General features: G+C 66.6%; 10 protein-coding genes and 1 pseudogene. 3 read left to right on the forward strand and 8 right to left on the reverse strand.

Features of this window, described 5'->3' with window-relative positions:
- Positions 1-97: 97 nt before the first annotated feature.
- Both ACP26O_RS19875 and ACP26O_RS19880 read left to right on the forward strand, forming a co-directional pair.
- Positions 98-1,084 carry an oxidoreductase gene (locus ACP26O_RS19875; RefSeq protein ID WP_175663360.1) on the forward strand — a complete coding sequence of 329 codons (987 nt, stop codon included), beginning with the start codon at positions 98-100 and terminating at the stop codon, positions 1,082-1,084.
- Positions 1,085-1,296: 212 nt separating this feature from the next.
- Positions 1,297-1,599, forward strand: coding sequence for a DUF4148 domain-containing protein (locus ACP26O_RS19880; RefSeq protein WP_105831797.1), 303 nt, complete (start codon positions 1,297-1,299; stop codon positions 1,597-1,599).
- Positions 1,600-1,792: 193 nt separating this feature from the next.
- Here ACP26O_RS19880 and ACP26O_RS19885 read toward each other — a convergent pair whose 3' ends face one another.
- From ACP26O_RS19885 to ACP26O_RS19915, 7 genes are all read right to left on the reverse strand, one after another.
- Positions 1,793-2,989: a TauD/TfdA family dioxygenase gene (locus ACP26O_RS19885; RefSeq protein WP_175663359.1), complete on the reverse strand. Its 1,197-nt coding sequence runs from the start codon at positions 2,987-2,989 to the stop codon at positions 1,793-1,795.
- A gap of 22 nt (positions 2,990-3,011) precedes the next feature.
- Positions 3,012-3,968, reverse strand: coding sequence for an alpha/beta hydrolase (locus ACP26O_RS19890; protein WP_175663358.1), 957 nt, complete (start codon positions 3,966-3,968; stop codon positions 3,012-3,014).
- Positions 3,969-3,993: 25 nt separating this feature from the next.
- Positions 3,994-4,482, reverse strand: coding sequence for a thioesterase family protein (locus ACP26O_RS19895; protein ID WP_175663357.1), 489 nt, complete (start codon positions 4,480-4,482; stop codon positions 3,994-3,996).
- Between the two features lie 6 nt (positions 4,483-4,488).
- Positions 4,489-5,454, reverse strand: a complete 966-nt coding sequence (locus tag ACP26O_RS19900; RefSeq protein WP_138849433.1) for an L-carnitine dehydrogenase — start codon at positions 5,452-5,454, stop codon at positions 4,489-4,491.
- Between the two features lie 88 nt (positions 5,455-5,542).
- Positions 5,543-6,472 carry a 3-keto-5-aminohexanoate cleavage protein gene (locus tag ACP26O_RS19905; protein ID WP_006749513.1) on the reverse strand — a complete coding sequence of 310 codons (930 nt, stop codon included), beginning with the start codon at positions 6,470-6,472 and terminating at the stop codon, positions 5,543-5,545.
- 98 nt (positions 6,473-6,570) lie between these two features.
- The gene (locus ACP26O_RS19910) at positions 6,571-7,524 is read right to left on the reverse strand and encodes a choline ABC transporter substrate-binding protein (protein ID WP_011659436.1); all 954 of its coding nucleotides are present in this window, start codon (positions 7,522-7,524) and stop codon (positions 6,571-6,573) included.
- A 306-nt stretch (positions 7,525-7,830) separates the two neighbouring features.
- Positions 7,831-8,802, reverse strand: a complete 972-nt coding sequence (locus ACP26O_RS19915) for a LysR substrate-binding domain-containing protein (RefSeq protein ID WP_166721821.1) — start codon at positions 8,800-8,802, stop codon at positions 7,831-7,833.
- A 134-nt stretch (positions 8,803-8,936) separates the two neighbouring features.
- Between ACP26O_RS19915 and ACP26O_RS19920 the strand changes: the two are divergent.
- Positions 8,937-11,239, forward strand: a pseudogene (locus ACP26O_RS19920) (NADP-dependent malic enzyme).
- A gap of 112 nt (positions 11,240-11,351) precedes the next feature.
- Here the strand turns inward: ACP26O_RS19920 and ACP26O_RS19925 are convergent.
- Positions 11,352-12,479: an aminotransferase class V-fold PLP-dependent enzyme gene (locus tag ACP26O_RS19925; protein ID WP_175663355.1), complete on the reverse strand. Its 1,128-nt coding sequence runs from the start codon at positions 12,477-12,479 to the stop codon at positions 11,352-11,354.
- Positions 12,480-12,704: the final 225 nt, after the last annotated feature.

A 12,704-nucleotide genomic window follows, 5' to 3' on the forward strand; every position in this document is an offset into this window, starting at 1 on the left:
CCCCCGCTTGTCTGCTCCGCCCGCGCGGACTATCGTTACACCACACAATGTAACGATTACGCGTCGTGGCGCATCGGCCGCGCCGATGGAGGCAGACATGCATGCATGGAGCGCGCGCCACGTCCCGGCGCAAGGCGGCAAGGTCGCAGTCGTGACCGGCGCCAATAGCGGCCTCGGCTGGCAGATCGCGGAAACGCTGGCCGCCAAGGGCGCGACCGTCGTGATGGGCTGCCGCGATGCCGCGCGCGCCGCCCAAGCCGCGGATGAGATCCGCCGGCTCCATCCTGCCGCCCGGGTCGAAGTCGATCCGCTCGACCTCGCCGATCTCGCATCGATCCGGCGCTTCGCCGCCGACATCTCCGCGCGCCACGGCCGCGTCGACATCCTCTGCAACAACGCCGGCGTGATGTTCCTGCCGCTGCGGCACACGCACGACGGCTTCGAGATGCAATTCGGCACCAATCACCTCGGCCATTTCGCGCTGACCGGCCATCTGCTGCCCGCGCTGTCCGCCGCACCGCGGCCGCGGGTCGTGACGATGTCGAGCGGGTTCAACCGCGGCGGCCGGATCCGCGTCGACGACCTGCGGGCCGAGCGCCGCTACAACCGTTATCTCGCGTACTGCGACAGCAAGCTCGCGAACCTCGTATTCGCGATCGAGCTGCAGCGCCGCTTCCAGCGCGCGGCGTTCGCGGGAATCAGCGTCGCCGCGCATCCCGGCTACGCGGCGACCAACCTGCAGTTCGCGGGCCCCGCGATGGACGGTTCGCCCCTCCGCGCCGCGCTGATGCGCGCGGCAAACCGTTATCTCGCGCAACCGGCCGATCAGGGCGCGTTGCCTGCGATCCATGCGGCGACGTCACCCGAGCTCACCGGCGGCGCGTACATCGGACCGTCCGGCTGGTTCGAGTCGCGCGGCCTGCCGGCGCGCGCGAGCGCGCCGCGCGCGGCACGCGACGTGGCCGTGGCGGCACTGCTGTGGGAAGCGTCGGAGGCCGCGACGGGCGTGCGTTTCCTGAGCGCGGGCGCGCCTGCCGGCCGGCCGCCGGGCACGCCGTTCGACACGACGGCCGAAGTGCGCTGACTCGCGCATTTCCTGTCGCTATTCTTCATACTTATTACACTTACAGAAACGAAAGGCCGATGAAAGCCTGATTCGACGCGCCACTGTTACCAGCCAGGAAACAATTTATCGTCAAAATCAGCGTTTACCCTGAACGACCCGGTGACTAAGATTTAGTCAATCGCTGCAGACATGGTGTCGACGGCGAACCCAATAAAACACCGGAGGTCATCATGAAATCGCTCGTTTCCGCAGTTGTTGCCGCTGTCGCCCTGTCCGCTTCGTTCAGCGCTTTCGCACAAAGCACCGTGACGCGCGCACAAGTGCGCAACGAACTCGTCCAGCTCGAACAAGCCGGCTACAAGCCGGGCGTGTCGAGCCCGTACTACCCGAACGACATTCAGTCGGCGGAAGCGCGTGTTCATGGTGCCGATCCCAGCGGCTACGGCGCACAACCGGCTCCGGTCGTCCACTCGGGCGTCCCGGCTGCCGCAGCGTCGTCGAACGCTCGCGACTCGGTCTTCTTCGGCCAGTAAGCCGACGCGCCCCCGGCGGGCGCACCGCGCATCGCGCGATGAAGCTGGATCCGGACGAGCCCATGCTGCGGGCTCGTCTTTTTTTCTGAAACGCATACCTCCGCCGCCCGGCAACGGGTGGCTTCGCCCGGGCGCGTTGCGTCCGGGCGCTTTTTCCCCGGCGAGGTAAGCGTAACGACGCGGTATGCGCCGATCAGCGCGCCGCGGCTGCCGCAGGCACCGTGCGCGACAGCACGCGCCACCGCGACAGCAGTTCGTCGCGATCGACGTAACATCCCTGCAGATGGCGGCGGCCCGTCGATGGATCGAACTCGGTGCGCGCGTGCAGCACGCGCCGGTTGTCGAACGCCCACATGTCGCCGGCCCGCAGCCGGCGCTGCACGCGAAAGCGCGGCTCGCGCGCGAGCGCGAGAAAACGCCGGTAGGCACGATAGACAGCCGCCACCGCATCGGCCGGCGCATCGAGCGGCCCGCGCAGGAAATTCGCGACGCGCACCTCGGTCACGTTGCCGCGCGCATCGAGCCCGATCACCGGCGCCGAACAGCGGTAGTCACTGTCCGCACTCTTGTTCCAGAACTCGAACGGTGTCGACGCAAGGTGCCCGAAATCGGTCGGATATTCGCGCCGCAGCGCATCCGCGAGCGCGAAGCCATCGAGGAAGACGCTGTCTCCGCCCGTTGCGTCGTTCGCGAGGCAATGCAGGAACTGCACGCCCGGCTGCAATTCACGCGTCGGCAGGTCGGTGTGCGGCGGCAGGTTGAGCGACGTATAGGCGTTGCTGTCCGGTCGCGGCTTCGATTCGACGTCGAACAGCACGCCGAAATTGCTTTCGCGAATCAGGCCGATACGACGCGCGACCTGGTCGACCCGGCCGCGTTCGGCCGGCACACCCTCGACGAGCGTCAGCCCCGTGCGCTGCAACGCAGCGAGCCACGCGAGCAACGCGCCGTCGTCCTCCATCACGTCACGCCACGCGAACACGCCGATCGCCGTCGCGTCGTCGCCGGTCCACACGTGCCGCCCGTGCGCGGCCTGACGCTCGGCGCGCGACGCATCGTCGTATGCATGCGCGCGCAACCATCCCGGCGACCAGGTACTGCGATGCCCGTCGTTCCACTCGACGTGCAGCGCGCCGTCGGTGTCGACATGCACGACGAGGGCCGACAGATCGTTGCGCGCGTCGGCGATCTCGAATACCTGTTCGCGCGTGAGCGCATGCACGCACGCGGAACACGCGCAGTTGTCGCGCAACCAGTCGAAGTGAAACGGCGATCGTCGCGTGTCGCTCCACTCGACATCCACCGCGCCATCGCCGATCGTCGCCGCCGCGATGGCCGCGTCGACGGAGAAAGTCCGCCAGTCCTCGATACGGTGTTGCGCTGCCTGCATCGTTGCCTCCCGGAAACGCCCGCTACGCATGTGGTGCGAGCAGAAACTCGCCGACCATCCGGTGCATCCGCGCCGCCTGCGGGCTCGTTCCGAGCGCGCGCCAGCAGCCGTGCACCAGCCCCTTCCCCATCCAGTAACGCGCGGCGCCCCCGGCCGCGTGAATCCGTTCGACGTACACACGCGCATCGTCGCGCAGCGGATCGTGTTCGGCGCCGATCGCGAGCACGGGTGGCAGCCCGTCGAAACGCGATGCCGCGAGCGGCACCGATGCACGCAGCAGCGGATCGTCATCGCCCGGCGCGATGTGTTGTGCCTCGCCCCAATACAACGCGCGATAACGATGGACGTCGTCGAGCGTCAGCATCGGCGCGTGCGCTTGCGTTTCGCGCGCCGGCGATTGCGGTTCGATGCCGAGCATCGGATACACGAGTGCAATCCCGTCGATGCCGCCTTCACCTGCATCGCGCAGCGAGGTTGCGACGGCGGCCGCGAGATTGCCGCCCGCGCTGTCGCCCGCGAGCGTCAGCGGTCGCGCGCACGAGCCGAACGACCAGCACGCATCGCGCGCGGCTCGCGTGACGGCCAGGCAATCCGCGAGTGCAGCCGGCGCGCGATGCTCGGGCGCGAGCCGGTAATCGACCGCGATCACGGCCAGCCCCGTGTCGGCCGCCAGTTGCGCGGTGATTAGCGCGTGACTGTCGAGCGAGCCGACGACGAACCCGCCGCCATGAAAGAACAGCACGGTGCCGCGCGGTTCGCCGTGAGCCGGCGCGTAGCGCCGCAGCGCGATCGCGTGTTCGTGCGGTGCGTGCCACACCGCATCGTGTTGCACGATGCCGGGCGGCAGTTCGCCGGGCGTCCATGCGGCCGCGAAACGATCGTAGAGGCGGCGTTGCTCGTCGGGCGAGCGCGCCGCCGCGTCGGCCGGATACGCCGCGTCGACAGCCGACACGAACGCCGCGATTTCCGGTTCGAGCATCGTGCACGCCCCGTCGTTGCCGACGCTAGCGGCGCGGCGGCAGGCCGATCACGCGGCCCGCATACCCGGGCGCCGCGCAATCGCGCTGCAACGCATGCAGTTCGGCCACGCGCGCGGCGACGTCGTCGTCGAACGGCGCCGATTTCGCGCCGCCGCGCGTGTCGACGTGCAGCAGCATCTGCTCGCTCGCCGACACCGCGCCGTCGTGCCCGTCCGCGAACAGTTCGAGATACAGATGCAGCCGCTTCGCATCATGCGCGAGCACCCGCGCATCGACGCGCACGCGCGTGCCTTCCTTGATCTCCTGCAGATAGTTCACATGCGCTTCGAGCGTATAGACCGAGCGGCCCCGCTCGCGACGCGCGGCGTCGTCGAGACCGATGCGCTCCAGCAGCGCATCGGTCGCGAAACTGAAGATCAGCAAATAGAACGCGTCGCGCAGATGGCCGTTGTAGTCGACCCACTCGGGCCGCACGACGTCGCGGTATATCGTCAGCGGGGTATCGCCGGTCATGTTCATTCAGTCCTCGAATCGCATTCCGTGCCGCGCCTTCACAGTGGCGATCGCCTTCAGCACCTCGGTAATGCACTCGTCGCGATAGCGTTCGAGCTCCTTGATGCTGCGCGTGCCCTGCTGCTCGCTCGTGCCTGCGACGACGCTGTCGATCAGTTCGTCGGTCAGCGTCGGCGCGACCAGCTTCGTCCACGGCAGTTCGAGCGCGGGGCCGAACTGCTGCATGAAGTGTCGCATGCCCGCGTCGCCGCCGGCCAGCGTATAGGTCAGGAACGTGCCCATGAACGACCAGCGGATGCCCGCGCCGAAGCGGATCGCATCGTCGATCTCGCCGGTCGTCGCGACGCCTTCGTTGACGAGATGCAGCGCCTCGCGCCACAGCGCCTCGAGCAGCCGGTCCGCGATGAAGCCCGGCACTTCCTTGCGCACGTGCAGCGGCCGCATGCCGAGCTTGCGATAGATCGCCATCGCCGCGTCGACCGCTTCGGGCGACGTGCGCGCGCCGCCGAGCACCTCGACGAGCGGCAGCAGGTAGACCGGATTGAACGGATGGCCGACCACGCAGCGCTCCGGATGCGTCGCACGTGCGTAGAAGTCGGTCGGCAGCAACCCCGACGTCGACGATGCAATGATCGCGTCGGGCTTCGCCGCGCGGCTGATCTGTTCGTGCAGTTCGAGTTTCAGCGCCTCGCGCTCGGGCGCGCTTTCCTGGATGAAGTCCGCGTCGGCGACGCAGGCCTCGATCGTCTCCGCAAAGCGCAGCCGTGCGGGATCCGCGCCCGGCGCGAGGCCGACGCGTTCGAGCGCGGGCCACGCATTCGCGACGGTCGCGCGCAGCCGCTCTTGCGCGCCCGGCGCCGGGTCCCACACGACCACGTCGAGACCGTGCGCGAGCGCACGGCAAATCCATCCGCCGCCGATCACGCCGGTGCCGATCGCGGCGAACGTCTTGATGTCGGTCTTCACAGCCATGTCCACGCATCCTTCAAATCGAGGGGAATCGGGCGGCGGCCGCCCTCGTGCGTGCCGCCGCAATGCATCACTGAATCAGCCGTCAAGCTCACGCGAATTCGGTCGCCGCGCGGCGTTCGAGCAGGCGCTCGCCGCGCGCGGGCAGGCCGAGCTTGCGACGTCCTTCGGCCGGCGTCAGCACGCGGGCGCCGAGCCGCTCGATGATTTCCCGCGCGCGCTCGACGAGCGTGCCGTTGGTCGCATGCACGCCGCGATCGAGCCAGATGTTGTCTTCGAGGCCGACGCGCACGTGGCCGCCGAGCAGCATCGCCTGCGCGACCATCGGCATCTGCATGCGGCCGATCCCGAAGCCGGCCCAGTGCGCGCCCGGCGGCAGGTTGTCGACCATTGCCTTCATCGTGCCGGTATCGGCCGGTGCGCCCCACGGAATGCCGAGGCACAGCTGGAACAGGGGCGGATCGTCGAGCAGCCCTTCCTTCAGCAATTGCTTCGCGAACCACAGATGACCCGTATCGAAGATTTCCAGCTCCGGCTTCACGCCGAGTTCCTGGATGCGCTTGGCACCCGCGCGCAGTTGCGCGGGCGTCGACACGTAGATGTAATCGCCGTCGCCGAAATTCAGCGTGCCGCAATCCAGCGTGCAGATCTCCGGCAGCAGTTCCTCGACGTGCGCGAGGCGCGTGAGGCCGCCGACGAGGTCGGTGCCCTTGCCGAAGCGCATCGGGTCCTCGCCCGGGCCGATTTCCAGATCGCCGCCCATGCCGGCCGTCAGGTTGATGATCACGTCGACGTCGGCCGAGCGGATCCGGTCGACCACTTCGCGATACAGGTTCGGATCGCGGCTGCCGCGGCCCGTCTGCGGATCGCGGACATGACAGTGCGCCACCGTCGCGCCGGCCTTCGCGGCTTCGATCGCGGCGGACGCGATTTCCTTCGGCGTGACCGGAATCGCCGGATGCTTGCCGACCGTATCGCCTGCGCCGGTGACCGCGCAGGTGATGATGACTTCGTGGTTCATGCTGACTACCCTCGCTTGATTCGGATTGTGTCGCTCGATTTGTGTCGCACTACAGATGATTTATCGCCGCGCGCCGCATGCATCGGGCGCGCGGGCCGTTACAGGCCGAGATAGGCCTTCACGGCAGGCAGGCCGTCCTTGCCGTCGAACGTCTTGACGCCGGCGAGCCACGCATCGAGCACCTGCGGATTCTTCTTCAGGTACGCCTTCGCGGCGTCGGCCGGCTTCGTCTTGTTCATCACCGACTGCATCAGCTGGTTCTCGAGCTGCGTCGAGAAGCGCAGGTTCTCGACGAGCTTGCCCGCGTTCGGGCAGCGCGAGATGAAGTCGGGCGCCGTCAGCGTGTACACGCGCGCTTCGCCATAGTTCGGGCCGAACGACGCATCGCCGCCGGACAGGTAGTTCATGCTGATCTGGATGTTCATCGGATGCGGCTCCCAGCCGAGGAAGACCACCCACTTCTTGTCGCGGATCGCGCGCTCGACCGTGACGAGCATCCCCGCCTCGCTCGATTCGACCAGCTTGAAGCCGCCGAGGCCGTACTGGTTCGTGTCGATCATCTTCTGGATCGTCGCGTTCGCGCTGCTGCCCGGCTCGATCCCGTAGATCTTGCCGTCGAGCTCGGCGCGGTGTTTCGCGATGTCATCGAAGGTCTTCAGGCCGGCCTGGTATTCATAGCTCGGCACCGCGAGCGTCGCCTTCGCGCCCGACAGGTTCGGCGGCTCGACCACATTGATCGACTTGCTGTCGAGGAACGGCTGGAGCTGCTTTTGCTGCACCGGCCACCAGTAGCCGAGCGACACGTCGAGCTGCTTGCTCTTCAGGCCGGCGAACGAGATCGGCACCGATGCAATCGTCGTCGTCGGCTTGTAGCCGAGCCCCTCGAACACCGTCGACGCGAGCGCCGTCGTGGACGTGATGTCGGTCCAGCCGATATCCGCGAAGCGTACGGTCCGGCAGGTCGCGGCATCCGTTTCGGCCTGCGCCGCGGTCGCGAACGCGCCGGTCGCCAGCATGGCCGCGACGAACGCGGCGATCTTTGTCGACTTCATGGTTTCTCTCTCCCGATTGGACCGATGTCCGACGGGTTCGCGGTGTGCGTCCCGGCCTGCATCGTGGGAGTAAAAGTAACGAGCCATATTGGTCGCGGGAAGACCGGCGGCGACCTGTTCTTGACTGTTTGCGACTATGAGTGGAAACCACTATGCGCGGGGAGGCGCTTGTACTGCGGGGGTTTCGGGCGAATCCCGGCGAACGGGGGTTTGTCCGGATGCGGCGTGGAGACGTGCGTTGGCGGCGGTGCTCGGGCGGCGTGATGGGATTTCCGGTCGTGCGAGCAGGCCCGCCTCCACCAAGCGTTATCGCGGCACTTCGACGTAGGTTTCCCGGCAGATCTCGCGCAATGCCTGAACCAGCAGATCCCGCGTCGGCGCATGCGATTCGCCGGCGCGGGTGAACAGCGCGATGGGCGGCAGCGTCCAGACCAGCGAGTAAGGCACGATCGCGACGCCGGCGATGCGCACCATTTCTTCCGCGATATCGGCCGGTACGATCGACACCGCGTCGTCGCTCGACGCGATCATCTCGCCGATCAGCTTCGACGAGTAGCTCTCGACGATCGGCACGGGCGGCGCGATGCCCGCCGACAGGAACAGGTCGGTCACCTGCTCCCGCATCGGCGTATGCGGCGCGCCGAGAATCCAGTCCAGCGCGTGCAGCTTCTGCCAGTCGAGCTTCGTGCGGGCCAGTTTCGCGGCCAGGCGCCGGCTCGCGATCATCCGCGGCTGCTGCTGGTACAGCACTTCAAAGGACACCTGCCCCAGATCGATCGCCGACGACGCCCGCCCGATCACGAGGTCGACGCTGTGGTCCTTGAGCTGCAGCAGCAGCTGGTCGCTGGTGCCTTCGTGGATCGTCACGGTCAGGCGCCGTTCCATCCGGGATTGCAGGCGCTTGAGCGCGGCCGACAGCATCTGTCCCGAAATAAACGGAATCACGCCGATATGCAGGTGGGCCGCATGGCCGGCCGCGACCGCCTCCATCTCGCGGGCGAGATGGTCGAGATCCTTCAGCATCGCCGTGGCCCGCTCGAGCACGACCGAACCGAGCGCGGTCGGACGCATCCCGCGTGACGTGCGCTCGAACAGCGGCGTGCCGAACATGCTTTCCAGCTCGGACAGCGCGTTGGTCACGGCGGGCTGGCTGCTGGCCATGTGCTCGGCGACGCGCGTCAGCGACCCGTGCTGCTGGATCTGCAGCAACAGCATCAGATGCCGCATCTTCAGGCGCGCGCCCAGCCGCCTGACCACGTCGTTCGCGTCGAATGTCATCGCCGGCCACGTACCCATCATGAAAAAGTGATGGACCGATATTAAAACAGAATTATCTCCTTATGGCCGATCCCTAGAATCGTCCCTGGATCGCGTCGGGACTGGCCTGGCGCGCACGCCCGGACCCAAAAAACATGAAACAGACAGAGACCCAGCAGCAGGCCGCGTACGACTATCACGAGTTTCCGACCCCCGGGAAGGTCTCGGTCGTCGCCAGCAAGCCGCTCGTGACGCAGCGCGATCTCGCGCTCGCCTACACGCCCGGCGTCGCCAGCGTGTGCGAGGCGATCGCCGCCGATCCGCTGCAGGCGCGCCGCTTCACGAGCCGCGGGAATCTGGTGGGCGTGATCACCAACGGCACCGCCGTGCTGGGTCTGGGCAACATCGGCGCGCTCGCGTCGAAGCCGGTCATGGAAGGCAAGGCCGTGCTGTTCAAGAAGTTCGCGGGCATCGACGTGTTCGACATCGAGATCAACGAGACCGATCCGGACAAGCTCGTCGACATCATCGCCGGCCTGGAACCCACGTTCGGCGGGATCAACCTCGAGGACATCAAGGCGCCGGAGTGCTTCACGGTCGAGCGCAAGCTGCGCGAGCGCATGAAGATTCCCGTCTTCCACGACGACCAGCACGGCACCGCCATCACCGTCGCCGCCGCGTTCATCAACGGGCTGAAGGTGGTCGGGAAGTCGATTTCAGAGGTGAAGGTCGTGACGTCGGGCGCCGGCGCCGCGGCGCTGGCCTGTCTGGACCTGCTGGTCGACCTCGGGCTGCCGGTCGAGAACATCTGGGCGACGGATATCGAAGGCGTCGTCTATCGCGGCCGTACCACGCTGATGGATCCGGCCAAGGAACGCTTCGCGCAGGCAACCGACGCGCGCACGCTGGCTGAAGTGATCGGCGGCGCCGACGTGTTCCTCGGGCTGTCGGCCGCGGGCGTGCTGAAGCAGGAGATGGTGAAGGGCATGGCCGCGCGTCCGCTGATTCTCGCGCTGGCCAATCCGACGCCGGAAATCTTCCCGGAACTGGCGCACGCCACGCGCGACGATGTCGTGATCGCGACGGGCCGTTCGGATTTCCCGAACCAGGTCAACAACGTCCTGTGCTTCCCGTACATTTTCCGCGGCGCACTGGATGTGGGCGCAACGACGATCACCCGCGAAATGGAGATCGCGGCCGTCAACGCGATCGCCGACCTCGCGCAGCAAGAGCAGAACGACGTCGTCGCGGCGGCCTATGGTGGCGACGAAGTGTCGTTCGGGCCGCAATACCTGATTCCGAAGCCGTTCGATCCGCGCCTGATCGTCAAGATCGCGCCGGCCGTCGCGCAGGCCGCGATGGATGGCGGCGTGGCGACGCGCCCGCTCGAGGATCTCGACGCGTATGTCGAGCAGCTGCAGCAGTTCGTCTACCACTCGGGCGCGTTCATGAAGCCGCTGTTCGCGGCCGCACGTCAGCTCGTGCGTGACGGCGGCAAGGCGCGCATCGTGTTCACCGAAGGCGAGGACGAGCGCGTGCTGCGCGCGGTGCAGGTCATCGTCGACGAGAAGCTCGCGCGTCCGATCCTGGTCGGCCGTCCGGAGGTGCTGCTGGCGCGTATCGAGCGGTTCGGCCTGCGCCTGCGACTCGGTCACGATTTCGCGGTCGTCAATACCGAACACGACGAGCGCTACCCGCAATACTGGCAGACGTACTACAAGCTGCGCTGCCGCGACGGCATTTCGAAGGAAATGGCGCGCGTCGAAATGCGGCGTCGCCTGACGCTGATCGGCGCGATGATGGTGCGGCTCGGCGATGCGGACGGGATGATCTGCGGGACGGTCGGCGAATATCACAATCACCTGCGGTTCGTGGACGAAGTGATCGGCAGGAAGCCCGAAGCGTCGACCTACGCGGCGATGAATATCCTGCTGCTCAATCAGCGGACGGTCGCGCTGGTGGATACGCACGTCAACGACAACCCCGATGCGGAGCAGATCGCGGAATTCACGATCGCCGCGGCGCGGCAGATGGAGTGGCTGAATCTGACGCCGAAGGTGGCGCTGCTGTCGCGGTCGAACTTCGGCTCGGGCAGCGCGGCTTCGGGCGTGAAGATGCGGCAGGCGCTGGAGATCATTCGCGCGCAGGCGCCGGATATCGAGGCCGATGGCGAGATGCATGGCGACTGCGCGCTCGACGAAGGGCTGCGGGCGCGGCTGCTGCCGATGTCGCCGCTGAAGGGCGCGGCGAACCTGCTGATCGTGGTCCGAACATCGACGCCGCGAACATCGCCTATAACCTGCTCAAGACCGAAGCCGGCAGCAACGTTGCCGTGGGGCCGTTCCTGCTCGGGGTCAATGCACCCGTGAACATTCTCACGTCGAGTGCGACGGTGCGGCGGATCGTGAACATGACGGCGTTGACGGTGATCGAGGCGAATCGGAACGTGGCTGCTTGATTGCGGCTGATGTAATTGCTTGACGGGGGTCGGCTGGGGCCGACCCAGTCGAGCGGCGGGCGGGAATCATCACCGGATACGACCCGCAAGCCAACGCGATTGAAGCGGCACGCTACACAACCCGCTCCAACGCACTGGCGAACCTAGCAACCGCCGCATCGACATCATGCAGCTTGTCGAGCCCGAACAAGCCGATACGGAAGGTCTTGAAATCCGCCGGCTCGTCGCATTGAAGCGGCACGCCGGCCGCGATCTGCACACCGACATCGGCGAATTTCTTGCCCGAGCGGATGTCGTCATCGTCCGTGTAACTGACCACCACACCGGGCGCCTCGAAGCCTGCAGCAGCCACGCTCCTGAACCCCTTCTCGGCCAGCAACGCACGAATCCGCGTGCCGAGTTCGAGCTGCTCCGCCCTCACCTTGTCGAAACCATATGCTTCGGTTTCCTTGATGACGTCGCGCAGCGTCGCGAGGCTGTCCGTGGGCATCGTCGCGTGGTACGCGAAGCCGCCGTTCTCGTAGGCTTCCATGATCTGCAGCCACTTGCGCAGATCGCACGCGAAACTGGTGCTGGTCGTCGCATCGATGCGCTCGCGAGCGAGCGGCCCGAGCATGACCAGCGCGCAACCCGGTGACGCGCTCCAGCCCTTTTGCGGCGCGCTGATCAGCACGTCGACGCCGCTCTTCTCCATGTCGACCCAGATCGTGCCGGACGCGATGCAATCCAGTACGAACATGCCGCCGACCGCATGCACGGCGTCGGCCACCGCGCGCAAATAGGCGTCGGGCAACATCATCCCCGATGCGGTCTCGACGTGCGCGGCGAACACCAGATCCGGCTTGTGCTCGCGAATCGCGGCGACGACTTCGTCGATCGGAGCCGGTGCAAAGGCGGCTTGCCTGCCCGCTTCGACCGGGCGCGCTTTCAACACGATCTCTTCGGACGGAATGCCGCCCATGTCGAAAATCTGCGACCAGCGGTAACTGAACCAGCCGTTGCGGATGACCACGCACTTCTTGTTCGTCGCGAACTGCCGTGCCACGGCTTCCATGCCGAACGTCCCGCTGCCCGGGACGATGACGGCCGCCTTCGCGTTGTAGACTTTCTTCAGCGCGGCGGAAATATCGCGCATGACGCCCTGGAAGCGCTGCGACATGTGATTGATCGACCGGTCGGTGTACACCACCGAATATTCGAGAAGCCCGTCGCGGTCGACATCGGGAAGTAATCCTGGCACGTTCGCCTCCGGTAAAGGATGAGCCATGTAGTGAGAGCGAGCGGTATTGGTGACGCGATGCCTCCACGCCTGTGCAAATCCGCGTTTTTGATTCGACGACGACCGATTCTAACGAAAGCCGTCTGAGGCTTGGGATTTTGGTGTGTTGTGGTGCGTCATGAGCACGGCACGCGATTGACCGCCGGCTCGTCCGCCGATTGGCGCCCACGTAAGGCCCGCGCATCG

The organism is Burkholderia sp. R-40, assembly GCF_049942845.1.
Classification (GTDB): domain Bacteria; phylum Pseudomonadota; class Gammaproteobacteria; order Burkholderiales; family Burkholderiaceae; genus Burkholderia; species Burkholderia ambifaria.